We start from the raw sequence: 25603 nt of genomic DNA, 5'->3' as shown, positions 1-25603 counted from the left end.
CCGGCCGGAGTGTCCGATGTCCGAAGGGTCCCCCACGTGTTTCCCCATGGCATCCGGGCCCGTGTTTTCATATCGAGCACGTCGAAGCAGGAGCTCCATGCCAGACACCAACGGTTGCCCTGGGAGTGCCAGGAGCATCGCATACGCCGAGCAAGGCGATTCCAAGCAGGACACCGCGGATCAGCTCAGGCTGTTGATCGAGAGCGTCACCGACCATGCCATCCTGACGCTCGACGTGAGCGGCCACGTTGCCAGCTGGAACCCGGGCGCCGAGCGCATCAAGGGCTACCGCGCGGACGAAATCCTCGGCCAGCACTTCAGCCGCTTCTATCCACCGGAAGCGGTCGCGGCGAACAAGCCCCAGCGCGGGCTCGACGTGGCCATGCGGGAGGGACGCTTCGAGGAGGACGGCTGGCGGGTGCGCAAGGACGGCAGCCACTTCTGGGCCAACGTCGTCATCACCGCCCTCTTCGACGAGACGGGGCAGCTTCGTGGCTTCGGCAAGGTCACCCGCGATTTCACCGCCCGGTACCAGGCCCAGGAACGAAGGGAGATGGAACGCCTGCGCGAGGCCCTGCGCATCCGGGACGACTTCCTGTCCGTGGCCTCCCATGAGCTGCGCACGCCCCTGACCCCGCTGCAGCTGAAGCTGACGGCCATACGCCGCGCCGTCGACAACGCGCCGAACGGCACCTTGTCGAGCGAGCGCGTGGGCCGCGACCTCGACGTCGCGGTCCGGCAGGTGCGCAAGCTGGTGGAGCTCGTCGATGACCTGCTCGATGTGTCGCGCATCAGCGTGGGGCAGATGCAACTGGAGCGAACGCCCGCTGACCTCGCACCCTTGCTCCGGGAGGTCATCGCGCGCTACCTGCCGCAAGCCACCCAGGTCGGCAGCAACGTGACGCTGGAGGCCGCGACGTCCGTCCGGGGGGAATGGGACGCGCGCCGCATGGAGCAGGTGATGACCAACCTGCTCTCCAATGCGCTCAAGTACGGCGCGGGAAAGCCCATTCACGTCAGCCTCCGCGCGGAGGACGGCATGGCGCTGCTGACCGTCCGCGACCAGGGCATCGGCATCGCGACAGAGGCCCTGCCCCACATCTTCGACCGCTTCATGCGCGCGGTCTCCGGGCGCAACTACGGCGGGCTGGGGCTGGGCCTCTACATCACCCACCAGGTCGTCACGGCCCACGGCGGGGATATCCGCGTGGACAGCGCGCCGGGCCAGGGGAGCACCTTCAGCGTCCGCCTCCCGCTCGCCCCCGCGTAGCCCAGGCATGGAGCCTGGGCCGGCGGCATGGACGGGCCGCGGGGCTCAGGCGCTCAGGGCGCGGACGCGGCCGGCGAGGTTCTGGGTGAAGAGGCGGTAGATTCGCAGCGCCGCCGCCTCGTGCGTGTCCACGTATCGTTCGAAGTCCGCGCGGCTGATGCGCAGCGCGCGCACGGAGGTCCGCGCGCGCACGTGGGCGGAGACGGGCCCGTCCTGGACCAGGGAGATTTCCCCCAGGTACGCCCCTGGGCCCAGCGTGTTGAGATGCCGGGCGTCATCCTCCGGCCCGCTGAAGACGTCCACCGAGCCGTCCATCAGGACGAAGAGCCCCGCGCCGGGAGCGCCCTTCTCCAGCAGCACCGCGCCCGGCGCGATGATGACCTGACGCGCCAGCCGGTAGAGGTCCTTCATGTCCTCCAGGGAGAGCTCCCCGAAGATGGGGATGGCCTTGAGGAAGCGGTAGCCGTTGGCGGACGGCGCCGAGGCCGCTGCCGAGCGGCGGATGAGCATGGCCTCCGCTTCCGCCTCCATGCCCATGCGGCGCAGCAGCCGCGCCTTCTCCGTCACCAGGTCGGGATGCCCACGCGCCACGTCCGAGCTGCTCACCGCGTCCGCCAGCACCGCGAGCGCCCGGTGGGTGAAGCCCTCGGCATCCAGCAGCTCACAGCAGCGCAGCACCGCTTCCACGTAGCGCGGGTCGTCCGGCCGGACGCCGCCGAGCGCCTCCACCTCCGCGTGGACCTGTCCCATCTCCTGGTAGAGCGCCGCCGCCTCGAAAGGCCGGTCCAACCGGACCAGGCACTGCGCCATGGCCTCGCGAGCGCCCAGCTCGCGATAGAGCGACAGGGCGCGCTCCAGCGCTCCCCCTCGCTCGAAGGCGGCGGCGGCGCGCTCGGCCTCACCGGCGCGGAGGTAGCTCTCCGCGGCCGCCATGTACTTCCCACTCTGGAAGTAGAGGTCGGCGGCGGTGGCGTCCTCACCGTGGCCGTCCATCAGCCGCGCGGCGCCCAGGAAGTCACGCGCCCGCCGCAACACCTCGACGAGGCCCCGGCGCTCCTTCGCCGGCACCCGCGCGGCTTCCCGGCGGATGCGCTCGCGCTGCGCGTCCCCCAGCTCCTCATAGAGCTGTGCCGCCCGGTCCGTGTCCTCCAGCGCCACCAGCGACTGGACCGCGCGCAAGGCCCCTTCGCCAGGCATGCGAAACCGCCCGCCTGCGTCGCCCTGGCCACCTGCCGACTCTGACATTGTTGGCTCCCCCGTTCCGGTGGGACCGGTCAGCTCCTTCCTGGCCTGCCCCTCCTTGCGGGAGACTCGCATTGAACGCCGAACCTGCCAAACGCAAGCACGCGGCAGACGGCCGCGGCGCTCAGCCCCCGCCCTGCTCCCGCTCGGCGAGCTGGCGCTTGGAGGCGCTCCGCCGCCACGCGTCCTCCAGGAGTTGGCGGACCAACGGCGGGCGCGCCCGGGCGACCCGCACGAGCATGTACTCGGGGTAGCCCGCGTAGTGGTCGGTGATGAAGCAGCTCTCCGGCTCGGCCTGCATGAGGACCTCGCGCATGCCCGGCTCCAACTTCACGACGAGCGACTCCCCGTCCTCATGAAAGCGCGCGATGAGCTTCTTGCGCACCCGGAAGGCAGGCGTCCCGAACGACGTCCCCTCCTCCATCCCCGGGAGGGACAGCGCCAGCTCCCGCACCGCGTCGAATGTCAGGGCCGCTCCCGTGCCGCCGCGCCCCGCGCGAACCTTGCCTCGTGTCGCCATGGTGGGCTCCTCTCCCGGACTCCAGGCAATCACGTCCAGCCGCCGCCGGTGGAACAATCCGGACGGCGCCTGGGCCGGTGATAACAGGCGAGATGCCGTCTCGGGCCTGACGCTCCACGCCACTTCGACTAGGGGAATTCCCGCACTCCCTGTGACTTCCACCCGAAGCGGGCTCGCTTCCAGAACGGGCAGCCCCCGCTGACGGGACTTCGTACATCGCCATCGGGAGAGAACGATTCGTGTGTCTGCCCCCATGATATCTTGACTTCCATGTCTGCACCGGATCGGGCTCGGGCCACACCTTCGTCGCCGGACACCAAAGGCGAGTCGCAGTGGACGACGGAAGTCGCAGGTGACGGTGACGCACCGCTGCACGTCACCTTGCCCTACGAGCACGGCCGCAGGGCCTACGACGCCTCCACGGTGCGACGGTTCCGCCTCACGGTGGCAGAGGGCCCTGGCATGGGCACCACCTGGGAGTCCACGGGCGACACGTGCTCGGTGGGGTCACACCCGCTGAACGACTTCACCGTGGAGGACTCCACGGTGTCCCGGTTCCACTGCGAGGTGCGCATCGGCCCCCGGGGCCCCCAGGTCAAGGACCTGGACAGCCTCAACGGCGTCATCGTCGACGGCGTCCAGGTGGTGGAGGGCGTGCTGCGCAGCGGCAGCCTGCTCCGGCTGGGCCGCGTGGTGCTGCGCTTCGACTTCAGCGCGGAGAACAACCGCCTGCCGCTGTCGGAGAACTCGCGCTTCGGCACGCTGGTGGGCGCCTCGGTCGCCATGCGCGGCTGCTTCGCGATGATGGAGCGCGCCGCAGGGCGCGACGTGACGGTGCTGCTCGAAGGCGAGACGGGCACCGGGAAGAGCCAGGCCGCGCTGGCCATCCACCAGGCCAGCCCCCGCCGCGACGCGCCCTTCCTCATCGTGGACTGCGGCGCCATCCCCGCCCACCTGCTGGAGAGCGAGCTGTTCGGGCACGAGAAGGGCGCGTTCACCGGCGCCGTGCAGCGGCGCGCGGGCGTCTTCGAGGAGGCCGACGGCGGCACCGTCTTCCTGGACGAGATTGGCGAGCTGCCCGCGGAGCTGCAGCCCAAGCTGCTGCGCGTGCTGGAGAACCGCGAGATTCGCCGGGTGGGCAGCAACACGTATCAGCCGGTGGATGTGCGCCTCATGGCCGCCACCCACCGCGACCTCCGCGCGGAGGTCAACGCGGGGCGCTTCCGCTCGGACCTCTTCTTCCGGCTCGCGGTGCTGCGCCTGCTGCTTCCCCCGCTGCGGCAGCGCCCGGAGGACCTGCCCATGCTGGTGGAGGGCATCCTCGACTCGCTCGGCGCGGACCCGGAGCGGACGGCCGCGCTGCGGACACCGGACTTCCTCGCGCGGCTGCGGCACGCAGCCTGGCCTGGCAACGTGCGCGAGCTGCGGAACTACCTGGAACGCTGCCTCGTCTTCGAGGAGGCCGTGGAGCTCTCCGAGGAAGAGGCGCGTCGCGTGGGCCCGCCCGAGGTGGACCCCACGCAGCCCTACGCGGATCAGCGGCGCCACGTCGTGGATGACTTCGAGCGTCGCTACCTGCGCGCGCTGCTGGAGAAGCACCAGGGCAAGGTGGCGCAGGCCGCCGTCACGGCCGGCATGGACCGCGTCCACCTCTACCGCCTGCTGCGCCGCCACGGCATCAAACCGTGAGCCTCAGCGGGCGCGGCGGACCCGCCAGCAGCCCAGCCGCGCGCCGGACACGGGCGCCGCATCGATGGCCGTCTCCAGTCCCTCGAGCGCGGCCGCCGTCGCCACCAGCCCCGTCCCCGGCGGCTCCGCGACCCAGCCTGGCAGATGCAACAGGCCATCCGCGCCGCCGCCCTCTTCGGCCGGGAGCGGCGCGACGTGCACGGTGATGGCCAGGTCCACCGGCCGCATCGCCTCGCCCGACTCGACGTGCTCCACCAGCTCCAGCGCCGCGTGCAGGATGCGGGCGCGCGTGGCGCGCTGCGCTTCCGCGTCGTGCGGCAACGGCGCGACCGCTAGCAGGCACCCGCTCCCCTCCAGTCGCACGTCCAGCCCCGCTGCGCGCGCGGTGCCGCCCACGTGCTCTAGCAGCGCATCGAGCCGCTCCAGGGAGGAAGCCTCCAGCGCACCATGGAGGCGGGCCTCCGCGTAGAGCGCCATGGCGAGCACGGACCGCTCCGACGTCGCGCCGCCTGTCACCGCTCGCCGCAGCGCCTCGAGCAGCGCGTCCACATCCGGGTAGCGGTCCTCGCGGCGCTTGCCCATGCTGCGCAGGACCACCGAGTCCAGCGCCGCCGGAACGGGGGCGTGCTCGCTGGGCCTCGGCGGCGGCGCGTTCAGGTGCAGGTCCTCCACCTCGTGCCGCGTGGCGCCCCGGAATGGCGGCTGGCCGGTGACCAGGTGGAACAGCAGCACCCCCATCGCGTACAGGTCGGTGCGCGCGTCGGGCGGCTCGCCGCGAATCTGCTCGGGCGCCATGGACAGCGGCGTGCCCAGCGAGACACCCGTCAACGTGAGGGTGGAGGCACCGGGCGCATCCGGCGTGAGCCCCTTGGCCACGCCGAAGTCCACCAGCTTCACCCGCGGCGCCTCGCCTTCGTGGGACAGGCGCACCACGTTCTGGGCCTTCAAGTCGCGGTGCACGACCCCGGCCGCATGCGCGGCGCGCAGCGCGCCGCCCACCTGTTCCAGCACCTCCAGCGCCTCGGCTGGTGACAGGGGACCGCGCACCTCCAGCTCCGCGGCCAGGTCGCGCCCCTCCAGCCACTCCATGGCGATGAAGGGCCGTCCATCCGGCAGCGTGCCATAGCCGAGGACGACGACGATGTTCGGATGGCTCAACCGCTGGAGCGTCGCCGCCTCCCGGCGGAAGCGGCGCAGCGCGACGTCCGAAGGCTGCGGCAGCAGCACCTTCAACGCCGCCGGAGCGCCCGTGCGGGCATGCCGCGCACGGTAGAGCGTGGAGACAGGCCCCCGATACTGGACGTGCTCCACCAGCCAGTCCGCCACCAGGGCGCCAACGCCCAGCTCCTCGCCATAGAGGGCTTCTTCGTCACCCGAGGCCATGCGCGCTAAGGAAGCTGGAGGGCATCCTTCTTCCCGGGCGGGAACCAGGGCAGCTCCTTCGGCGGCACCGGCTCGAATGACTGCTCGACCCGGCCACAAGCCTGGGCGCGCAGCCCCTGCGTCACCGTGTCGCAAGGCGCATGCAGGTAGGTGGTCACCGACTGTGGCCACAGCCGGTTCTCGTGGTCACGGCACAGCTCGTAGTCACCATCCCCCGGCGTGAGGCCACCGTCCTGGATGGCGCACTTGCCGGCCACCGGAGGACTCAGCGAGGTGAAGCAGGCGCCCGTCGCCCTCGCGGCGCAGTTGGCGCTCAACGAGGGAATCGCGCAGACGCGATTCGACGCATAGGCGGCGCCGCTCGACCAGGCCGGGTCATGGCAGGAGAACATCTTTCGATAGATGGAGCCGCGAATGACGACGTCGGTCCCCACCACCACGAAGCGGGTCTCCTTCCCGTCGAAGACCTCCTTGACCTCGACCTCCGTGGCCAGCTGGTCCGGCAGGAAGATGTTGCCGTAGAACGCGCCCTCGCGAACCCGATACACCTGCTGCTCGGACAGCCCGTAGGTCGTGACGCTGTCGGGCCGCGCGTCCACGGTCGCCACCATGTTCGAGGTCGTGCTGGAGGCCGGCGCGGTCATCACGCTGTAGTAGCCGCCCGCCGGGCAGGTGAAGGTGACCACCGGCGTGGGCGACGTCCCCGCGCAGCTTCCCGTGGCCTCGCCCAGGTTGCGCACGTCGAGGTGGTCGCAACCCGCGATGCCCTCGCACACGCGGAGCACCGCGGGGCCATTCACGCTGGAGCCCAGCGGCAACGACGGGCCCCCGCAGGACATCGGCCCGCCCGCTCCCACGGAGACGGTCGACAACGGCGTGCAGCTCCCGATGCCATCCGCCGTCCACCCGCAGTCACGCTCCGGCCCCGACTCGCCCAGGCCACAGGCGTCGAAGCTGGCGAGCCGCTCCCCGGTGATGGGCCGGTGCTCGGCGGGCAGTGTCCTCGACTCCAGCGCGTAGATGTTGGGGCCCGACGAGCTGAAGCGGTGCTCGCCGCGAATGGAGAGCTCCACGCGCCGCCCCTGCGCGTTGTTGCGGGCCAGGATGCAGGCGGACACGCGCTCCAGGCAGTCGTCGGTCGGCGCGGACGTGGCCCACGCCGGACAGAGGCCCGCCTGCCCCTCCCAGTGTCTCACGCCGGGGCTGGGCATCCGCGGATCGTAGTAGGCCACGGACTGGCCGGCCGACAGCGCACAACCCACCAGGTACTCCATGAACTTCTGCGCGTTCGGATCATGCAGGCGCCGGCGCGTGTTGGCATCGCCCAGCGTCGGGTGGAACAACTGCTCGAGTGCCGTCGTGCCCAGGAGCGCGTTCGACTGGCTGTTGGTGGAGATGGCGTTGAGGACCAGCGCCTGCGTGGTGAGCGCGTTGGCGATGCGAATCTCCGACGTCTGCGTCCCCGTCGTGGCCCCCTCCTCTTCCAGAGGCCCGGTTCCACAGCCCGACAAGGCGAACAGCAGGAGCGTGGGAACCGCCAGCAAGCGAGGCGAACGAAGGACCATGAGACTTCCTCCAGCGACGACGGAAGTAAGGGGGACGACGTCCCAGCAAGCATGTGCCGAGCCAGCCTGGGAGGTGGGAGGCCTCTTTATCAGAGCAGAGTTCCCGCCTGCGTTCGTGTAGCGCTTCACGTCACATCTCCGCGAGACCGTGACATTCCACGCTACAGGCCTGCCAGGGCCTCGCGCAGCGAATCCAGCCGGGTCCGCCACAGGGGCGCCCCGTCCTCGATCGCGCGCTCGGCGCGTGCCAGCCAGGTGCGGGCTTCGTCGGCACGGCCGGCCTGGAGCGCGCCCCGGGCCGCCTGGAGGAGGATTTCCGCCTTCTCATCCGCCGAGGCCAGCGTGTCCGCGTCGTCCGCCAGCGCCCGCCAGGCGTCCGTCGGCGACGCGCCCGGCGCCGCGTCCCGGACCTGGAGCTCCACCAGCCGGCGCATGACGGCGGTGGGTGGCAGCGACTCCGGGGGACAGTGGGCATCGATCCACCGCAGTTGCCGGGTGGCCTCGCCCAGATCCCCCTTCGCCGCGCCGATGCGCGCCAGGAGCAGCGCGTCCACCGGCACGGGGTGCTCCCGGAAGAAGCGCACGCCCAGTTCGTGGGCACGCCGGGCCAGCGGCAGGGCCTCCTCCAGGCGGCCTTGCATGTAGAGGACCTCGGCGAGGTTGAACGTGGACCAGCGCTCCACCTGGGCGTGGCCCAGCTCGCGCCCCAGCGCCATGGCGCGGCGCAGGTCCTCTTCCATCCGGGACACGTCGCCCAGGCGCAGCCACAGCAGCACGCGATTGATGAGGGTGGCGGCCTGATGCAGGGCGTCCCCGGCCTGTTCGCAGCGCAGCAGCGCCTCGTCGAAGCGGCTGGCGGCCTCGCCCGTGCGGTCCAGGAATGTCAGCGCGGAGCCGAGCAGCGCCAGGGCCACCACGAGCGTCTCGTGGTCATGCGCCCGCTCCGCGCCCTCCACGACTCCCGAGAGGATCCGCACGGCGGCGCTCCACTCGCCCAGACGGACGTGCAACCGGCCTCGGGCCAGCGAGCAGCGCAGCGACAGCCGCGGGTCATCCAGCCGCTCGATGCGCTCCAGCGCCTCACGCGCGCACGAGGAGGAACCTTCGATGTCCTCCATCCAATCGCGGGCGGTGGCTTCCTCCAGCAGGAGCTCCACCTGGAGCGCTTCATCGCCCCGCGCCTCGGCCAGGGCCCGCGCCGCGCCCAGGTCCGCCAGGCCCTCACGAAAGCGCTGGAGCCGGTGCCGGACCCGTCCGCGCCCCGACAACGCCAGGGCCCGGCGCTCCACGTCGCCCTCCGGCAACAGCGCGAGCGCGCGCGTGTAGTGCTGCTCCGCTTCGACGGAGAGGTGCGCGCGCCGGGCCGCCTCCGCGAGCGCGAGAAACGCGGCGGTGGCTTCCGCGTGGGCGCCACAGGCCGCGGCGTGGTGGGCCCAGCGGCGGCGTTCGACCTTGCCGTCGCGAGGCGTAGCGCGCAGCGCGGCGGCGTGAAGGGCCCGGCGCGCCGAGGCGGGAAGGAGCGCCTCCAGCGCCTCGCGCAGCAGCGGATGTCGGAAGGCGAATCGCCCCGGCGACATGGGCCGCAGCAGCCCCGAGCGCGCCAGCCGCTGAAGCCCCGTCCCCGCGTCGAGCGACGTCACCCGGGCCGTGTCCTCGCTCGGCTCCAGGTGGCGGAGGGCGGCGTCGACACCGGCCACCTCCACCTCCGAGCCCAGCACCGCGCACAGTCGCGCGAGCACGCGATGCGCCGCGGGCAGTCCCGCCAGCGCCCGGGCCGCGAGGCGCTCGAAGAGGGGCGTCACGGAGACGTCCAGCAGCGCGTCCGGAGCGATGTACCAGCCACCGCCGGGCGAGGCCCGCAGGGCACCCGCGGCCCGCAGCGCGCCGGCCAGCTCCACCAGCGACAGCGGAACGCCCTGCGCGAGCTGCTCCAGCCGCGCCAGCACGGGCTCGGGCACGTGCTCGGCGGGGCGCAGCAGGTGCAGCAGCAGCGAGCGGCTGGCCTCGGGCGACAGCGGAGGCAGCGTGAGCCTCGTCACGCGCGCGCTGCGCTCGCCCAGGTGAGGACGCAGGCCCAGCAGCGCGGGCCGCGCCGCGACGCAGACCCAGAGGGGTGCGCGGGCCCCGGCCAGGGTGGCGACCTCCAGCGCGTCCAGGCTGGTGGGGTCCGCCAGGTGGCCATCATCCACCAACAGCACGCGAGGCGCCTCGTGGGCCCGCCGCCACAACCCCTCGGCGAGCCCGCGCGCGACGACGTGGCGCTCGTCCGCGACCGGGAGGCCCGAGGTGCGAGCGACGGGGGACGACTCGGCCGCGACCCGCAGGGACTCCAGCAGCGACACCGCGGACGCCGCGTCGGGAGACGGAGCTCGCAATCGCACCACCCGGCACGAGCCCGAGGCCTCCAGGCGCGTGGCCAGCGCCTCCAGGACGCGAGACGCCCCATGGCCCACCTCGCCGGTGAGGACACAGAGGCCCGGCACGCCATCCACGATGCAGCGCGAGGCCTCCGCCTCCAGCTCCGCCAGGAGGGATTCCCGCCCCGAAAGGGGTGGCGCGTCCGCGGACGACGTGGACGCACCGCCGTCGTGCAGGCGCAGCCGGGCGCCGTCGGACGTGGACTCGGTCGCCCCCGGCCCCAGCCGGGCCGCCGCGCTGGCGGTAACGCGGGCCTCGCTTGGCGCCAGGTCCTCCGGCCACCAGTCGCCGACGTCCTCCAGGGCGGGCCCCGCGACGCGCGTGGTGGTGGCACCGGGGCGCACGTGGAGCTGCGCGAGGTGCAGCACGGTGGCTGCCGTCCCTTCCTCCACCAACTTCCGAGCGACGAGCGCGCCCGCGCGCAGATTGGCCTCGGCGGAGAGAGACTCCGGGAAGGCCACGACATAGCCCCGGGCCCGCACGCGCGCGAGCGCGCCACCGTGCGGCTCGATGACCGCGCGGAGCGCATCCACGGACACCTCCGCGCGGACGCCGAGCAACGCCACCCAGCGCGCCCCGCCCCCGGGCGCGGAGGGCATGGGAGCAGTGGTGCCCTCACCTTCAGTCGGCGCGGAGGCGCCGGTCAGCGCTTGGCTGCACGCGGCATCGAACGCGGCGAGCACGTCCGCGGCGCGCGAGAAGCGCTCGGCGGGCGCCTTGGCCAGACACCGCCGCAGCACCTCGTCGAGCGCGGTGGGCACGGAGGCGCGCTCCGACACGCCGGGCGGCCGGAGGCTGACGTGGCCGTGGCGAATCTCCTCCGCGCCACCGGTGAAGGGCGGCGCCCCCGTGAGCAGCTCGAAGAGGAGGATGCCCAGCGCGTAGATGTCGGCGGGCACGCCGGCCTCGCGCGCATCCAGGCACTGCTCGGGGGCCATGTAATAGGGCGTACCCAAGCGCTGCCCCACGAGCGTCAGCCCCTCCGGTACAGCCTCCCCACCCTCACCTTCCTCGGGCGTGCCCACGAAGCGCGCCAGTCCCAGGTCCAGCAGGCTGAGCGCGCCCCCCTCGCGCAGGAAGACGTTCTCTGGCTTGACGTCACGGTGGGCCACGCCCGCGGCATGGACGCGCTCCAGCGCGGAGCAGAGCCCGCGGAGCAGCTCGCGCACGCGCGGCACGGATGCGGCGCCCGCGCCAGGCAACGCGGCCATCCACGCGGCGAGCGTCTGACCATGCAGCCGCTCCATGACGAGGAAAGGACGGCCTCCGACGACACCGGACTGGAACAACTCGGGCGTCGTCGGCGCGCCGATGCGACGGAGCGCGGCCGCCTCGCGGGCAAAGCGCTCCTGGTGCGCCGCGCGCCCGAGCTTGAGCGCGACCTCGCGGCCGTCCTCTTCACGGTAAGCGCTGAAGACGTGGGAGAAGCCCCCCGTGCCGAGCAGCGCTCCGGGGCTCAGGCCCTCTACGTCGGGAAGCGGAAGGGGCTCGGTGTCAGGGCCAGGCGGCGAAGCGCACTGGCCATGCACGGGACACCCCGCGCCGGTGGCGAGACGGCGGTGGCAGACCGGACAGCGCATGGGGCGAAGCGGACGTTACCAGAGCGCCTGGCCCAGGACGATGACAACTCCCATCAACCCTTCACCCGCGATGAGGCCGGCGGCCAGCGTCACCATTCCTCCATCCTGCGAGGCGGGACGCACCTTGCGCGCCACCGCCGCGGCAAGTCCCCCCAGGAAGAACCCCAGCGCGGTGGACGCGGGCAGCAGGCACGCCAGCCCCATGCCCAGCGGCGATGGCACCCAGGGTCGCATCCGGGCCGGCAGCAACCGCTCGGCCAGTGTGAGCCCAGCGGCGATGAGCGCGGCCCATCCGAGCGCCGCGCGGGTACCGGACTCCAGCCCGGCAAGGCCGGACGACAGCACCTGCGCGACGCTGGCCGTCACGGTCGCCGCCGGCGCGGGGAAGCGCTCGCCGCCCAGCGCGGCGCGGTCGGGGACCAACAGGAAGAACAGGGGCACCACGGCGGCGGCGCCCACGACACACCCCAGCAACTGCGCCAGGAAGATGCGCCGGGGATGGGCCCCCAGCAGATGGCCCGTCTTCGCGTCGCTGAGGAGGTCCGCGGCCGAGGAGGCCGCGTTGACGGTGATGCCGGCGGTGGCGAGGTTCGCCTCCACGTTGCGCGGCAGCAGCACGCCGTAGGTCATCTGCGTCACCTGCCCCAGCGGGCCCACGGGCGTCACGTCCGTCTCTCCCGTGACGCGACAGGCGATGAGGCACAGCACGAACGCCAGCGCCACCGCGAGCGCGCCGTGCGGAAGCGGCACGCCGAAGCCCACCTTCGCCACGGCGAGCGTGGCTGGCGTCAGCACGACGAGCCCCGCGAACAACCAGCGCCCGGGAACCTGGAGCGCGTCCACCGCATGCACGGGCGTCATGCGCCGGTGGAACAGCCCTTTCACGGCGCGGCCCAGCACGCGGCCCTCCAGGGCGAAGTGCAAGAGCGACGCGGTGGTGAGGGCCGCGGTGCCCGGCCAGAGGCTCCACGCCAGGAAGTCCCCATCCGGAGGCAACAGCCCCGAGCCGAAAACGCGAGGCGCCACGACGCCGTGGATGAGCAGCGCCCCCAGGAACCAGGACGCCGTGAGACGAAGCCCCAGCAGCGCGCCGGCGCCCAGGGGAAGCAGGCTGGTCTCGAAGCCGAAGCCCAGGCGTTCCAGCGGCACGCCCCCCAGCGCGCCGGGAAACGGGAACACGTAGGGCACGCGGCCGAGGCCGTCCCGCACCAGCGTGACGAGCGCCGCGAAGGCGCCGCCCACGCCCAGCATCGACAGCCGGGGACGGGATGCCTCGCCGGGGGTGTGCAGGGCGCGAATCGTGGCCGCGGCGGCGGTGCCCGTGGCGAAGGGGAGCTGCTCGTGGTCCACGAGCTTGCGCTTGAGGGGCACGGCGAAGAGCACGCCCAGGGCGGACAGGAGGAAGGTCCACGCCAGCAATGCCCACGCCGGAGGATGGCTGCCCGTCGTGAGCAGCCAGGCGCCCTGCACCGACACCAGCGCGCCCCCCGTCGCGTAGCCCGCGGACGAAGCCACGGCCTGCGCGGAGCACGCCTCCAGCGGGGACAACGGCGTGCCCGCCATGCCGGGGGCCACGCGCCGCAGCGCCCCATGTGCGGTGTGCGCGAGCAGCGCGGCGGTGATGGCCACGGGAAAGGCCACCGCCATCTTCAGGCCCGCGTAGAGGTTGGTCGCGCAGGTGACGATGCCAATGCCGCTGCCGAGCAGCACGGCCCGCAGGGTGAGCTGCGGCACCCGGTCTCCCTGGAAGACCTCGCGCAGCCAGAAGCTGTCCAGGGCCTCGGGCGTGTCTCCCGGAATCCGCAGCACCGTCAGCGGTGCCGGGGATGGCGCCACTTCCTGGGACTCGACGTGGGGAACGGGCTGGGACATGGCCGGCCCATCCTTTCACCCCAGGGCCCCGGGGGACGAGCCCCCTGCCTCGCTTGTCGCCTCGGGCCGCAATCGCTGGACGCTGAGCATGAGCAGGTACCGGTCCGAGACGCCGGGCAGGTATCGCTCCAGGTGCAAGCCATCGGGGCGAAAGCCCAGTTCGGCCAGGAAGCGGAAGACGCGGTGTGCGGCCGGTTCATCACGTACCGCGCACTCCAACGTCGCGAAGAGTGTTGGGGGTACGTCCTGACGCCGGGTGCCGGGAGGCAGCCGGCGTCGTGGCTTGATGCGGAAGCCCACCTCCCCGCGCAGCTGCCCGTCCTGGATGTCGAGCGTGCGGACATAGCCGCTGGTGAGGACGGGGATGCCCCGCCGCTCCAGTTCCTTCTTCCGCATGGGAACCGCCGCGCGAAATGCCAGGGGCACCGGCGGCGCGGACACGGGGGACCACACGAGCACGGACGGTTCGTTCCAGTGCTCCAGGTGCACCCGGGGCCCCGAGGACGCCTCCAGGCCCCGCAGGTACTGGTCCGCGAGCTGGAGGGAGAGCAGGCGCGCGGACAGGTCCTGCCGCCAGACCGTGAGCAACTGCTCGCGCGCACGCGAATCCTGGCGGAGGAACTCGCGGATGGCGGAGAGGGAGATGCCCGCGGCCCGCAGGCTGCTGATGAACCGGGCCTCCGCCACCTGTCCCGGTGCGTAGGCGCGGTAGCCGTTCTCCCGCCGCGCGGACGGCACGAGGAGCCCGCGGCGCTCGTAGAAGCGCAACGCGCTGGGGGACAGACCACACCGGTCCGCGAACTGCGAAATCGTCAGCATGCGACCACTTTCACCTTGAGGTTGAACCTGCTTCAAGGTGGAGGGTTCGGACACCATGAACGTCTCCATCGTCTCCCGAGGTGCAATCCAACTGGTGGGTCTCAAGGTCGTGGGCCGGCGAAGCGAGCTGAGCCACCGGGTCCCCCTGGCCTGGCTCGAGCTGGTGCAACGCCTGGATGACATGACCCACGTCGTGGACCGCGACGTGTTCTACGGCTGCGTGCCGGGAAGCGACCACGCCCAGGAGAACGCCGACCCCGTCTACCAGTACTGGGTCACCACCGAGGTCGCTGACGTCCGGTCCGTCCCGGAGGGCTTGCAGTCCCTGTCCCTTCCCCCACGGGACTATGCGCTGACGCCCGTGCAGGGAACGGCAGAGGCCATCGATGCCGCCTACATCGCGTTGTCACAGTGGCTCTCCAGTCAGGGCCGTCGTTCCGACCCGGAGGCCTTCGTCCTGGAACGGTATGACCAGCGCAGGCAGCGCGTGACGCCGCCCTACGAGCGCTTCGACTACGACCTGCTCACGCCGCTGGCCCCCTGAGCAGCGAAGGAACGCGGTGCGCCCGGAATGCGGCCACCCGCCGTGCCGGTGCGAGTAGGCGCGGCGCGCCGGTCAGGCACCTAGCGAGAAGCAGGCGAACGGACGGGCATCACCTGGACGAGCGCCTCCGCTCGCGGCAGCCCCTCCACCGCGCCGAGCCGCTCCACCACCCGTGCGCCAACCTCGCAGGCGAACTGCGCCAGCACCGTCAGCTCGTCACCCGAGGCGCCACGGAGCGCGTCGGCGCTGCCGTACCAGCGCACCAGGCCATGCAGCAGCCCCGCGACGAAACCATCCCCCGCGCCCGTGGTGTCCACCGCTTGCACCGGTGGCGCGGGCACGTGGAGCCGCTCGCCCTTCCACAACAACACGGCGCCGCGGTCGCCCAGCGTCACCACGGGAAGCGCCACGCCCATGCCGGCCAGCCGCGCCAGCGCCTCTTCGGGGACCTCCGTGCCGGTGACAAAGCCAATCTCCTCCTCGGAGAGCTTCACCACCGTGCACAGCGGCAGCATCCGCGCGAGCAGCCCTTTCAACTCGGACGTGTCTTCCCAGGCGTGCAGACGCAGGTTGGGGTCGCAGCACACGATGCGCCCAGCGTCTCGCGCGAGGCCCAGAATCCGCACCGCTGCGTCACGCGCCTCGGGCCACTGGAGCGAGTTGGAGCCGCAGTGCACCGCTTTCGCGTCCTGCACGAAGGCCTCGTCCACGTCCGCGTGGCCCAGCAGGAACTCCGCCGAGCGCGTGCGAAAGAAGGTGAAGGAGCGCTCGCCCCTGGCATCGAGCGAGATGAACACCAGCCCGGTGCGGGCCTCCGGCGTCTGGCGCAGGTGGCTCACGTCCACGCCCTCCGCCGCCAGCCGCTCCCGCAGGAAGTGGCCGAACTCGTCGGCGCCCACCACGCCCAGCATCGCGGGCCGCAGCCCCAGTCGCGCCAGCCCCACGGCGACGTTCGCCGGCGAGCCGCCCGAGCACGGATGCCATGCGCTCACCTCGCGGACCCGCTGTCCCGGAGCCGCCGGAAGGAAGTCCACCAACGTCTCCCCAAAGCACACGACGTCCAGCGGCGGCATGAGCCCCTCGCTCCCGACCTTCGTCAGTCCAGGCCCACCTGGGCCATGAAGTCCACGCTCTTGAGCCGGCGGCCCAGGTGGTGCGCGATGAAGACGTTGAGCAGCCCGCGCGCCCGGGCACGCAAATCCGGAGGCAGCGGCGTCCGCGCGCCCTCCTGGAGCGCGCGCAGGCCCGCCAGCAGGTTCGCCGGCACCGCCACGGATTCGCGCGCGCGGGCGCCACACGGCTCGCACACCGCGCCGCCGTGTGCCTGGTCGAAGCGCGGGCGCTCGCCCGGCAGCCCCCCACACAGCGAGCACGAATCGAAGCGCGGCATCAGGCCCGCGTGCGCCAGCGCGGACAGCTCGAAGGCCAGCAGCGACGTGGGCCCTGCCTCCTTCGCGTCCAGCCGCGTCAGGTACGACTCGAGCAGGACGAACAGCTCCGGCTGCGGCTCATGGTCCCGGGTCAGCTCGCGGCACAACTCCACCGCGTACAGCGCCCGGGCAATGAGCGACAGGTCTTCTCGCGCGGCGTAGAAGCCCGCGACGATGTCCGCGCCGTCCAGCCGCACGGTGCTGCCGCGCGTCTCCACGATGTGCACCCGGAGCCGCATGAAGGGCTCCAGCGCGCCGGCGAAGCGCCGCTTGCTCTTGCGGGCGCCCGCGGCGAAGGCGGTCAGCTTGCCGTGCTCACGCGTCAGCAGCGTGACGAGCCGGTCGGACTCGCCATAGTCCACCGAGGACAGCACGAGCGCGTCGTCGTCGTATCGCTCCATGGAGGTGTTGTTTCAACGCAGGCGCGGGCTGGGAATCTTTCCGCTCAGCACGAGGAACAGGTACACGCCCAGGAGGAGCGCCGCCACCAGCACCGACAGCCCGGCGTACGCCCGCTTGCGCCGCTCCTTCTCGAGTTGCGCGGGCGACGGCGCCGGCACCGACTTGTCCACCTCTTCGTAGCGCAGCACCGCATCGTCCGGAGACATGCCAATGACCTGCGCGTACGCGCGGATGTAGTTCACCACGAAGATGCGCGAGGGAAGCCGCTCTACCTGACCGGCCTCGAGCGCGGCGATGAGCGTGGGAGGAATCTTCGTCTCCCGAGCAACGTCATCGCGCGACAGTCCCCGCAGCTCTCGCTGCTGGCTCAGGTATTTGCCGAATTCGACGTGGTCCACGGGTCCCCAGATACCCAACGCGCTAGAGCTTTTCCAGCAGCCTCCGGCAATCGTCTTTCAGCACCTGTTCACCAGCTTTCGCCTTGCTCTCGCAGGCGGCGAACGCGGCCTTGGCCGCATCGACCTGTCCCTGCTTGGCCTGGCAGACGCCCTCGCGCATGTACGCGTCCGCCACGTCCGGGCAGTTCTCGCGGTAGAGCGTGAACTGGCGGCACGCGTCAGCGGTGCGCCCCGTCTCGTCGTAGATGACGCCCAGGTTCTTGTAGCCCAAACAGAAGTTGGGGTTGGTCGTCACCGCGGCCTTGATGCTCTCCACCCCGCGCTCCGTCTCCCCCTTCTTGTAGAGCGCCCAGCCCAGGTTTCCCTGGGCGATGAAGGGCGTGGGGTAGAGCATGTCATTGAGGACCGCCTCGTAGAGCTTGATGGCCTCGTCGTAGCGGCCCTGGTCCAGGTGCACGTTGGCCAGGTTGGTGCGGGCCTCGGAGAAGTCGGGGCGAATCTTCAGCGCCCGCTCGTAGTGCTTGATGGCCTCGTCCGGCCGGCGGAACGCCAGGTGGAGCAGGATGCCGATGGCGTTGTTGGCGTCGGGGTAGTCCGGGTCGTTCTTCAGCGACGTCTGCAGCTCGCGCAGCGCGTCCTGGAGCTCGCCGGCCTGCTGCGCCTGGAGGGCCAGCTCATAGTGAATCTCCGCGCTCCGCCGCTCCTTCTCCGAGGGGGTATGGGAGCAACCAGCGGACACCAGCAGCAGCGCGAGCGAACAGGACGCGGTGGAAAGGCGGGACATGGCGAGCAGCTCTTGAGCGGGGGGGGTGAGGGACAGACTCGGTCAGAATGCGGCCAGGAAACGGCCCAGGGTGGTGGTCACGTTCTTCTTTTCCTCGGCGCGCGCGACCACGGCGGGAACGAGCTTCGGGTCCTTGAAGAACACCGGCAGCGTCTTGAGCAGCTCGTCCTGCTGCCCCGCGTCCAGCGCGCGCCAGTTGGCGTCATCCATCATGAAGCCCAGCGACTCCACGAAGGCCAGCGCGTCACCCTCGTCGTCGCGGTACTCGTCGGCCGACATGTTGCGCCGGCCCGACAGGTACACCGCGCAGTCCGCGGCTTCCGACAGGTAGAGGTAGACGAAGACGGCGGCGGCGCCCTGCCCTCCCCGGATGCCCACGACGAAGGCCTGCGCCGGTCCGGCCTGCTTGCCCGGAATGGCCACGTGCGGCGTGTTGAGGGAGGTATGCAGCGCCAGGACCTGCTCCCGCGTCGCGGGCAGCCCCCGGTAGCGCTCGTCGAGGTTGAACACGGTCGTCTCCGTTACCCGAGGTCCCGCACCCGTCAGCGCGTGGTGAGGGTGAACTCCTGCGTGGCGTCCTGCGTGTCCGCCGCCGTCTTCTGGAAGCGGATGAGGGGATTGTCGATCATCACGTTCCCGCCGCCCTCGTTCCCCTCGCCAATGATGACCCGAAACACGTGGCCTGGCGAACTGCTGCGCGCTTCGCCCGCGGCGCCCTTCCGGGCGATGAACGTCACCGTGTTCGCCCCCGGCTGCAGGCTCCGGGTGATGTCCGTCACCACCTGGTCCTCGTTGCCGCGCAGCTTTCGCAGCCACTTGGAGTTGATGAACACGTCGATGTCGTACCCCGTCATCCCCGGCACCGTCTGCTCGGTCACCAGCCAGTAACGCTGGGTGATGCGCCCGGGCGTGGCGGCCGCGGCAGCCTTTGGCGGCGCGGCGGGCGCCTTGGCGGCGGGGGCCTGCGCGGCCGGAGCGGGCGTGCCGGGCGCGGGAGCCTGGGCCGCGGGCGCCTGCGCGGATGGGCCCGGGGGCGTCACCGTCGTCACCCGCGCCGCGTACCCCGGTGCGTCGATGTGCACGTTGCCCGCCTCGTCGATGCGGACCGTGGCCTTCTCGAACTTCTGGTTGGTGACGCCATCAATCTTGACGCCGTTGAGGAACACCGAGCCAGCGTGCGCGCCGAAAGGCGACAAGGCCAGGACGGCGGCCACGGCGCCGGAGAGCAAAGGCTTATTCATGCGGGTCACTCCTGGGAATCTTCAACAGTCCCGGGCACTTGGAACGCTTAGCGCACCCTGCGGGACGGAACAAGGCGCGCGTGCACCCCGTTGGAGCGGCTCAGCTGCTCCAAGATTCACCTGCCCGCTCAGGGCATGGGCTCGGGAGGGACCTCGCGCTGCGCCAGGGCCCAGTCTCCGCCCAGGCCGTGGCCTTCGCGGAAGCGCCGGAAGTCCCTGCGCACGGCGCGGGGGTAGCGCCGGAAGCGCTCCAGGTCGCCCTGCTTGATGGCGTTGCGGATGCGGGTGGGGCCGGCGTTGTAGGCCATCAAGGCCAGGTCCAGGTCCCCGCCGAAGCGCTCCTGCAGCGAGCGCAGGTACCGGATGCCCAGGCGCACGCAGAGCGCGGGGTCGGCCGTCACTTCCTCGCGGGACAGGCGCAGGCCTTCCTTCTCCGCCAGGAAGTGGAGCGTGCTGGGCTTGATTTGCATCAGCCCCCGCGCGCCCTTCACGGACACGGCGTCTTCCGTGAAATCAGACTCCACGTCGATGATGGCCAGGATCAGCAGCGGGTCATACGCCAGCCGTCCGGCCTCTTCCGCGATGGCCTGGATGAGCTGCCGGCGCAGCGTGAGCCCCAGGTCCGGGGCGCGCCGCGCCAGCACGGCGTCGATGAGCGACGCCTCGGGAGACACGACCTCCGCCGCCACGACGCCAGGAACGACGGGCTGCACCGGTCGCTCTTCCAGCAGCGGCACGAGCCGCGCGGACACGACGAGCGCGGCCCCCGCGAGGAGCGGGAGCCGGGAACAACCCGAGCTGAAGGCGTGGAGACGTTCGAAGAGCCGCGTACCGAAGGACCTCCCGCCCGTGGGGGCGGGAACCTTCACTTCCGCTGCTCCAGTTCCTGGATGCGCTCGGCCAGCTTGGACAGCCGGGCATCGAAGGCCGACAACTCCTCACGGCGCGGCAGCTTCATCTTCGACAGGGCCAGGCGCACACGCTCCTCCACGTTGTGCTCCAGGTCCTTGCGGTGGCCAGCCAGCCGCTCGCCGAACTCACGGGCCTGGCGCCGCACCTCGTCCTGGCTCCAACCCGCCACCGCCGCCACGCGCTGAACGGCCCGGGAGGCTTCCTCCTCGGCCGTGTTCACCGCCAGCAGGGCCTGGCTCCAGAGACGCTCGAACGTCTCCGCGACGGGGTTCTTCTCTCGGGGGGCCTCGGGCTTGTTGTCCATGGGGTCTCTCCGGGAGGTGTGCGGGCTTAGCGTCCAGGCCCGAACCGGTCAGGAACGGCGGAAATAAGCACACCCCCGCTGTGAAAGAAACGACGGTGTTGCACCTCTCCCCTTCCCCCTTCACTCCGGGAAGGAGAGAGGCAACACACGCTGTCGGGATTCAGCAGGACTTCAGGCGCGAGGCGAGGACGCGGGGCTGCTGGCCGCGGGCTTCGCGCCGTTGACCCGGCGCACCGGCTTCAGCAGGGAGTCCACCTTGCGCGACAGCTTCGCCAGCTCCTTGTTGAGGTCCTTGAGCTGGGCCTGGCTGGCCACGCCCACCGCCTCGACAACGCGCGTCTGGATGCCATCAAAGCGCTTGCGCAGCTCGGTGCCCGCCGCATCCACCCGCCGGCTCAGCTCGGTGCTGGCCGCGTTGGCGCGCTTGCTCAGCTCCTGCACGCGCGGGTCGGACAGCAGCTCGCCAGCCTGCAGCTTCGCCCACAGGGCCTGGGCTTCCTTGGCAGCTTCCTGGCCGCGGGATTCAAGCGTCTTCACGACCTTGCCCGCTTCCCCTTCCAGCTCCTCGATGCGCTTCTGCGCCTGGGCCAGCTGGGCCTTCAGGAAGCTCTCCACGTTCTGCGCCAACCCGCTCTTCGCGGCGGCCTCGGTGCTCTGAACTTCGTTCTGCGTCGCCTCGGTCTCGGTCTTCGTCGTGGCCATACCGTCCTCCCCTATCCCGGCTTTCACCGGGCGGTAACCAGGTGCGTCAATGCAGCGTTCAACAGCTAACGCAGCGCGCCATGAGCGTCAAGCCAAGCACAGACGCATAACGCGATTAGCCATAACCAAATGAAAACCGCCGCCCCGGTGGAAGCACCGGAGGCGGCGGCTGTCTTCAAGCGAACGCTTTGGACGCTGCCGGAACGCGGACTAGGCCGCGCCGGTCGTCTGGGTCCCCTCGGGGCGCGCAGGCGGCGCGCTCAGGGGGCCGGTGTCGCCATGCGTGGCGGCCAGGGCGGCCTCCATCTCGTTGACCTCGTCGGTGGGGCTCTCCACCGCGATGTCCAGGTGCTTGTAGTTCGGCAGGCCCGTGCCGGCGGGGATGAGCCGGCCCATGATGACGTTCTCCTTGAGGCCGCGCAGGTAGTCCACCTTGCCGTTGATGGCGGCCTCGGTGAGCACCTTGGTGGTCTCCTGGAAGGACGACGCCGAGATGAACGACTCGGTGGAGAGCGAGGCCTTGGTGATGCCGAGCAGCAGCGGCTCGCCGACGGCGGGACGCTTGCCTTCCGACATGACCTTCTCGTTCTCCTCCTCGAACACCCACTTCTCGACCTGCTCGTCGACCAGGAAGTTGGTGTCGCCCACATCGGTGACGCGCACGCGGCGCAGCATCTGCCGCACGATGGTCTCGATGTGCTTGTCGTTAATCTTCACGCCCTGGAGCCGGTAGACCTCCTGCACCTCGTCCACCAGGTAGCGCGCGAGTTCCTTCTCGCCCAGTACCTTGAGGATGTCGTGCGGGTTGGCCGAGCCGTCCATCATCGCCTCGCCGGCCTTCACGCGGTCGCCGGAGTGGACGCTGATGTTCTTGCCCTTGGAGATCAGGTACTCCTTGGCCAGGTCCGTGCGCTGCTCGCCATTCACCTCGGGGGTGATGATGAGCTTGCGCTTGCCCTTGGTGTCCTTGCCGAACGACACCACGCCGTCGATCTCCGCGATCGCCGCCGCGTCCTTCGGCTTGCGCGCCTCGAAGAGCTCGGCCACGCGGGGCAGACCGCCCGTGATGTCCTTGGTCTTCGTCGTCTCGCGCGGCACCTTGGCGATGACCTCGCCCGGGTGGATCTCATCGCCGTCGTTGACGGTGATGATGGAGCCCTGGGGCAGGAAGTAGCTCGCCGGGTTGCGGGAGCTCGGCAGGTCCTTCACGTTGCCGTTGGCGTCGCGGATGGTGACGCGCGGACGCGCCTCCGGGTCCTTGGACTCGATGACCGTCTTGCGCGACAGACCGGTCACCTCGTCCAGCGTCTCGGACATCGTCACGCCTTCGATGATGTCCTCGTAGCGCACGACACCGCCAACCTCGGTCAGCAGCGGGATGGCGAACGGGTCCCACTCCGCCATGAGGAGGCCCGGCTCGATGCGCTGGCCTTCCTTCACAAGGATGCGGGCGCCATAGATGACCTGGTAGCGCTCGCGCTCGCGGCCCGAGTCGTCCACGACGACGATCTCGCCGTTGCGGTTCATGGCCACCAGCGTGCCGTCCGTCTTCTGCACGGTGATGAGGCCGGCGAACTTCACGCTACCCGCGTACCGGTTCTCCAGGCTGGACTGCTCCGCGCGCCGCGTCGCCGCACCACCGATGTGGAAGGTGCGCATCGTGAGCTGCGTACCCGGCTCACCGATGGACTGCGCCGCGATGACGCCGACCGCCTCACCCACGGACACCTTGCGGCCGCGGGCCAGGTCACGGCCGTAGCACTCCACGCAGATGCCGCGCTTGGCCTGGCAGGTGAGCACCGAGCGGATCTTCACCTTGTCCATGCCGCTGTTCTCGATGCGGCGGACGCGGTCCTCGTCGATCTCCTCGTTGGCGCGCACCAGCACCTCGCCCGTGACGGGATCGAGGATGTCGTCCAGGGCCACGCGGCCCAGGATGCGCTCGCCGAGCGGCTCGATGATCTCACCGCCCTCCACCAGGGCGCCGATGTACAGGCCGTCCATGGTGCCGCAGTCGTACTCGTTGATGATGGCGTCCTGCGCCACGTCCACGAGACGGCGGGTGAGGTAACCGGAGTTGGCCGTCTTGAGCGCCGTGTCCGCCAGGCCCTTGCGGGCGCCGTGCGTGGAGATGAAGTACTGCAGCACGGAGAGGCCTTCACGGAAGTTGGCCGTGATGGGCGTCTCGATGATCTCGCCGGACGGCTTCGCCATCAGGCCGCGCATACCCGCCAGCTGGCGGATCTGCTGGGCGCTACCACGCGCGCCCGAGTCGGCCATGATGTAGATGGGGTTGAAGGACGGCTGCTTGCGCGTCTCGCGCTTGCCGTCGCGCTCGCCCGTCGTCTCCTCCTGGGAGATCTGCTGCATCATCTCCTGGGCGACCTTCTCGGTGATCTCCGCCCAGATATCGATGACCTTGTTGTAGCGCTCGCCGTCGGTGATGAGACCCTCGAGGTACTGGTTCTCGATCTCCGACACCTCCTTGCGCGCGAAGTCCAGGAACTCCTGCTTCTTCGCAGGGATGATCATGTCCTTGAGCGCGATGGAGATACCGGCGCGGGTGGCGTTGTAGTAGCCGAGGCTGCGCACGCGATCCGCGAGCAGCACCGTCTCCTTCTCACCCGTGAGGCGGTAGCAGAGGTCGATGAGGCCGCCGAGCGACTTCTTGTCGAGCACCTTGTTGATGGCGTCGAAGCCCACCGCGCGCGGGACGACCTCCCACAGGAGGACGCGGCCGACGGTGGTCTCCTTGCGCTTGCCGTCGATGCGGCAGACGATCTTCGCCTGCAGGTGCACCTCGCCGTGGTCGTACGCGGCACGCACCTCGTCGGGCGAGGAGAACACGCGGCCCTCGCCGTTGGCGAACTCGCGGGCGCGGGTCATGTAGTAGATGCCGAGCACCATGTCCTGCGTCGGGACGATGATGGGCTTGCCGTTCGCGGGGCTGAGGATGTTGTTCGTCGACATCATCAGCACGCGGGCCTCCATCTGAGCCTCGATGGAGAGCGGCACGTGCACGGCCATCTGGTCGCCGTCGAAGTCGGCGTTGAAGGCGGCGCACACCAGCGGGTGCAGCTGGATGGCCTTGCCTTCAATCAGCACGGGCTCGAAGGCCTGCATGCCCAGACGGTGCAGCGTGGGCGCGCGGTTGAGGAGCACCGGGTGCTCGCGGATGACGTCCTCGAGGATGTCCCAGACCTCGGGACGCTCCTTCTCCACCATCTTCTTCGCGGACTTGATGGTGGTGACGTACCCCTTCTCTTCGAGCTTGTTGTAGATGAACGGCTTGAACAGCTCGAGCGCCATGATCTTGGGCAGGCCGCACTGGTGCAGGCGCAGCTCGGGCCCCACGACGATGACGGAGCGGCCCGAGTAGTCCACGCGCTTGCCGAGCAGGTTCTGGCGGAACCGGCCCTGCTTGCCCTTGAGCATGTCGGACAGCGACTTCAGCGGGCGCTTGTTGGGGCCGGTGATCGTCTTCCCGCGGCGGCCGTTGTCGAAGAGCGCGTCCACGGCCTCCTGCAGCATCCGCTTCTCGTTGCGGATGATGATGTCCGGAGCGTTGAGCTCCTGGAGGCGCTTCAGACGGTTGTTGCGGTTGATGACGCGGCGGTACAGGTCGTTCAGGTCGGAGGTCGCGAAGCGGCCACCGTCGAGGGGAACGAGCGGGCGCAGGTCCGGCGGAATCACCGGAATCACGTCCAGCATCATCCACTCCGGCTTGTTGCCGGAGGCGCGGAACGCCTCGGCCACCTTCAGGCGCTTGGCGTACTTCTTCCGCTTCGCCTCGCTGGTGGTCTCGCGCATGTCCTTGCGCAGCTCTTCGGACAGCTTCTCCACGTCCAGGGACTTGAGCATCTCCCGGACGGCCTCGCCGCCCATGCCGGCGGTGAACGAGTCCTCACCGTGCTCCTCGAAGAGCCGGTGCATCTTGTCCTCGCTGATGAGCTCGCCCTTCTGCAGCGGCGTCGCCTTCGGGTCGAGGACGATGTAGCTCTCGCAGTAGAGGACCTTCTCCAGCTCCTTCAGCGTGATGTCGAGCAGGTTGCCGATGCGGCTCGGCAGCGACTTGAGGAACCAGATGTGGGCCACCGGCGTGGCCAGGGTGATGTGGCCCAGGCGCTCACGGCGCACCTTGGACTGGATGACCTCGACGCCGCACTTCTCGCACACCACGCCGCGGTGCTTCATGCGCTTGTACTTGCCGCAGTTGCACTCGTAGTCCTTCACCGGCCCGAAGATGCGCGCGCAGAAGAGCCCGTCCCGCTCCGGCTTGAACGTGCGGTAGTTAATCGTCTCCGGCTTCTTCACTTCGCCATGGGACCACTGGCGGATCTTGTCGGGCGACGCCAGCGCAATGCGGATGGCGTTGAACGACAGCGGGTCCTTCGGCTTCTCGAAGAAGTTGAAAATGTCCTTCACGTTGCCTCCGAAATCTCGTTGGGCGCCCTCCCCTTCCAGGAGGGCCGCCAGCTGATTCGGGCCCCCGCCCCGGCCCGGCCGCGCCCGCCCCTCTCAAGGGACG

Annotated in this window: 20 protein-coding genes; 3 read left to right on the top strand and 17 right to left on the bottom strand. The window is 70.6% G+C overall.

Going from position 1 to position 25603, the window contains the following annotated elements; translation table 11 throughout:
- The first annotated feature begins 97 nt into the window (after positions 1-97).
- Complete coding sequence (locus tag VZL07_RS30585) at positions 98-1270, top strand: PAS domain-containing sensor histidine kinase (RefSeq protein WP_426751475.1); 1173 nt, start codon at positions 98-100, stop codon at positions 1268-1270.
- Positions 1271-1315: 45 nt separating this feature from the next.
- Here the strand turns inward: VZL07_RS30585 and VZL07_RS30580 are convergent, their stop codons facing one another.
- Both VZL07_RS30580 and VZL07_RS30575 read right to left on the bottom strand, forming a co-directional pair.
- Positions 1316-2515 (bottom strand): cyclic nucleotide-binding domain-containing protein, encoded by a 1200-nt coding sequence (locus VZL07_RS30580; protein WP_426751474.1) that lies wholly within the window; start codon positions 2513-2515, stop codon positions 1316-1318.
- 121 nt (positions 2516-2636) lie between these two features.
- The gene (locus VZL07_RS30575; RefSeq protein ID WP_426751473.1) at positions 2637-3032 is read right to left on the bottom strand and encodes an MmcQ/YjbR family DNA-binding protein; all 396 of its coding nucleotides are present in this window, start codon (positions 3030-3032) and stop codon (positions 2637-2639) included.
- A 270-nt stretch (positions 3033-3302) separates the two neighbouring features.
- On the opposite strand from VZL07_RS30575, the gene VZL07_RS30570 reads away from it, so the two are divergent.
- Positions 3303-4721 (top strand): sigma 54-interacting transcriptional regulator, encoded by a 1419-nt coding sequence (locus VZL07_RS30570; protein WP_426751472.1) that lies wholly within the window; start codon positions 3303-3305, stop codon positions 4719-4721.
- A gap of 3 nt (positions 4722-4724) precedes the next feature.
- Here VZL07_RS30570 and VZL07_RS30565 read toward each other — a convergent pair whose 3' ends face one another.
- From VZL07_RS30565 to VZL07_RS30545, 5 genes are all read right to left on the bottom strand, one after another.
- Positions 4725-6104, bottom strand: a complete 1380-nt coding sequence (locus tag VZL07_RS30565; protein ID WP_426751471.1) for a serine/threonine-protein kinase — start codon at positions 6102-6104, stop codon at positions 4725-4727.
- Positions 6105-6109: 5 nt separating this feature from the next.
- Positions 6110-7669, bottom strand: a complete 1560-nt coding sequence (locus VZL07_RS30560) for a hypothetical protein (protein ID WP_426751470.1) — start codon at positions 7667-7669, stop codon at positions 6110-6112.
- Positions 7670-7830: 161 nt separating this feature from the next.
- The gene (locus VZL07_RS30555; RefSeq protein ID WP_426751469.1) at positions 7831-11667 is read right to left on the bottom strand and encodes a protein kinase domain-containing protein; all 3837 of its coding nucleotides are present in this window, start codon (positions 11665-11667) and stop codon (positions 7831-7833) included.
- A 15-nt stretch (positions 11668-11682) separates the two neighbouring features.
- Positions 11683-13539: an OPT family oligopeptide transporter gene (locus tag VZL07_RS30550; protein ID WP_426751468.1), complete on the bottom strand. Its 1857-nt coding sequence runs from the start codon at positions 13537-13539 to the stop codon at positions 11683-11685.
- A gap of 15 nt (positions 13540-13554) precedes the next feature.
- A complete protein-coding gene (locus tag VZL07_RS30545) occupies positions 13555-14358 on the bottom strand; it encodes a MerR family transcriptional regulator (protein ID WP_426751467.1) in 804 nt (267 codons plus the stop codon).
- A gap of 55 nt (positions 14359-14413) precedes the next feature.
- Here VZL07_RS30545 and VZL07_RS30540 point away from each other — a divergent pair, with 55 nt between their 5' ends.
- A complete protein-coding gene (locus VZL07_RS30540) occupies positions 14414-14902 on the top strand; it encodes a GyrI-like domain-containing protein (protein WP_426751466.1) in 489 nt (162 codons plus the stop codon).
- A gap of 80 nt (positions 14903-14982) precedes the next feature.
- Here VZL07_RS30540 and VZL07_RS30535 read toward each other — a convergent pair whose 3' ends face one another.
- From VZL07_RS30535 to rpoC, 10 genes are all read right to left on the bottom strand, one after another.
- Positions 14983-15975: a carbohydrate kinase family protein gene (locus VZL07_RS30535; RefSeq protein WP_426751465.1), complete on the bottom strand. Its 993-nt coding sequence runs from the start codon at positions 15973-15975 to the stop codon at positions 14983-14985.
- A gap of 23 nt (positions 15976-15998) precedes the next feature.
- A complete protein-coding gene (gene recO, locus VZL07_RS30530) occupies positions 15999-16733 on the bottom strand; it encodes a DNA repair protein RecO (RefSeq protein WP_426751464.1) in 735 nt (244 codons plus the stop codon).
- Positions 16734-16745: 12 nt separating this feature from the next.
- Positions 16746-17132, bottom strand: coding sequence for a helix-turn-helix domain-containing protein (locus tag VZL07_RS30525; RefSeq protein WP_426751463.1), 387 nt, complete (start codon positions 17130-17132; stop codon positions 16746-16748).
- 22 nt (positions 17133-17154) lie between these two features.
- Positions 17155-17916 (bottom strand): social motility TPR repeat lipoprotein Tgl, encoded by a 762-nt coding sequence (gene tgl, locus VZL07_RS30520; protein ID WP_426751462.1) that lies wholly within the window; start codon positions 17914-17916, stop codon positions 17155-17157.
- 42 nt (positions 17917-17958) lie between these two features.
- A complete protein-coding gene (locus VZL07_RS30515) occupies positions 17959-18426 on the bottom strand; it encodes a social motility and stimulation tgl protein (protein ID WP_426751461.1) in 468 nt (155 codons plus the stop codon).
- Between the two features lie 32 nt (positions 18427-18458).
- Positions 18459-19157, bottom strand: coding sequence for a hypothetical protein (locus tag VZL07_RS30510; RefSeq protein ID WP_426751460.1), 699 nt, complete (start codon positions 19155-19157; stop codon positions 18459-18461).
- Positions 19158-19285: 128 nt separating this feature from the next.
- Complete coding sequence (locus VZL07_RS30505) at positions 19286-20026, bottom strand: lytic transglycosylase domain-containing protein (RefSeq protein WP_426751459.1); 741 nt, start codon at positions 20024-20026, stop codon at positions 19286-19288.
- Positions 20023-20373, bottom strand: a complete 351-nt coding sequence (locus tag VZL07_RS30500) for a phasin family protein (RefSeq protein ID WP_426751458.1) — start codon at positions 20371-20373, stop codon at positions 20023-20025. Before VZL07_RS30500 ends, VZL07_RS30505 begins: the two co-directional genes overlap by 4 nt.
- A gap of 171 nt (positions 20374-20544) precedes the next feature.
- A complete protein-coding gene (locus tag VZL07_RS30495; protein ID WP_426751457.1) occupies positions 20545-21075 on the bottom strand; it encodes a hypothetical protein in 531 nt (176 codons plus the stop codon).
- Positions 21076-21285: 210 nt separating this feature from the next.
- Positions 21286-25500: a DNA-directed RNA polymerase subunit beta' gene (gene rpoC / locus VZL07_RS30490; RefSeq protein WP_426751456.1), complete on the bottom strand. Its 4215-nt coding sequence runs from the start codon at positions 25498-25500 to the stop codon at positions 21286-21288.
- Between the last annotated feature and the right edge of the window lie 103 nt (positions 25501-25603).

This window comes from Pseudomyxococcus flavus, from assembly GCF_050038885.1.
Lineage (GTDB): Bacteria > Myxococcota > Myxococcia > Myxococcales > Myxococcaceae > Myxococcus > Myxococcus flavus.
The sequence above is the reverse complement of the archived record's forward strand: the minus strand, read 5'-3'. Positions and strand labels throughout refer to the sequence as shown.

What these genes read in the sequence shown, in the direction of transcription:
- VZL07_RS30495 (WP_426751457.1), bottom strand. Translation starts at nt 21,075, where the DNA reads ATGGCCACGACGAAGACCGAGACCGAGGCGACGCAGAACGAAGTTCAG.
- VZL07_RS30560 (WP_426751470.1), bottom strand. Translation starts at nt 7,669, where the DNA reads ATGGTCCTTCGTTCGCCTCGCTTGCTGGCGGTTCCCACGCTCCTGCTG.
- VZL07_RS30575 (WP_426751473.1), bottom strand. Translation starts at nt 3,032, where the DNA reads ATGGCGACACGAGGCAAGGTTCGCGCGGGGCGCGGCGGCACGGGAGCG.
- VZL07_RS30580 (WP_426751474.1), bottom strand. Translation starts at nt 2,515, where the DNA reads ATGTCAGAGTCGGCAGGTGGCCAGGGCGACGCAGGCGGGCGGTTTCGC.
- tgl (WP_426751462.1), bottom strand. Translation starts at nt 17,916, where the DNA reads ATGTCCCGCCTTTCCACCGCGTCCTGTTCGCTCGCGCTGCTGCTGGTG.
- VZL07_RS30540 (WP_426751466.1), top strand. Translation starts at nt 14,414, where the DNA reads ATGAACGTCTCCATCGTCTCCCGAGGTGCAATCCAACTGGTGGGTCTC.
- recO (WP_426751464.1), bottom strand. Translation starts at nt 16,733, where the DNA reads ATGGAGCGATACGACGACGACGCGCTCGTGCTGTCCTCGGTGGACTAT.
- VZL07_RS30585 (WP_426751475.1), top strand. Translation starts at nt 98, where the DNA reads ATGCCAGACACCAACGGTTGCCCTGGGAGTGCCAGGAGCATCGCATAC.
- VZL07_RS30510 (WP_426751460.1), bottom strand. Translation starts at nt 19,157, where the DNA reads ATGAATAAGCCTTTGCTCTCCGGCGCCGTGGCCGCCGTCCTGGCCTTG.
- VZL07_RS30555 (WP_426751469.1), bottom strand. Translation starts at nt 11,667, where the DNA reads ATGCGCTGTCCGGTCTGCCACCGCCGTCTCGCCACCGGCGCGGGGTGT.
- VZL07_RS30535 (WP_426751465.1), bottom strand. Translation starts at nt 15,975, where the DNA reads ATGCCGCCGCTGGACGTCGTGTGCTTTGGGGAGACGTTGGTGGACTTC.
- VZL07_RS30550 (WP_426751468.1), bottom strand. Translation starts at nt 13,539, where the DNA reads ATGTCCCAGCCCGTTCCCCACGTCGAGTCCCAGGAAGTGGCGCCATCC.
- VZL07_RS30565 (WP_426751471.1), bottom strand. Translation starts at nt 6,104, where the DNA reads ATGGCCTCGGGTGACGAAGAAGCCCTCTATGGCGAGGAGCTGGGCGTT.
- VZL07_RS30570 (WP_426751472.1), top strand. Translation starts at nt 3,303, where the DNA reads ATGTCTGCACCGGATCGGGCTCGGGCCACACCTTCGTCGCCGGACACC.
- VZL07_RS30500 (WP_426751458.1), bottom strand. Translation starts at nt 20,373, where the DNA reads ATGGACAACAAGCCCGAGGCCCCCCGAGAGAAGAACCCCGTCGCGGAG.
- VZL07_RS30545 (WP_426751467.1), bottom strand. Translation starts at nt 14,358, where the DNA reads ATGCTGACGATTTCGCAGTTCGCGGACCGGTGTGGTCTGTCCCCCAGC.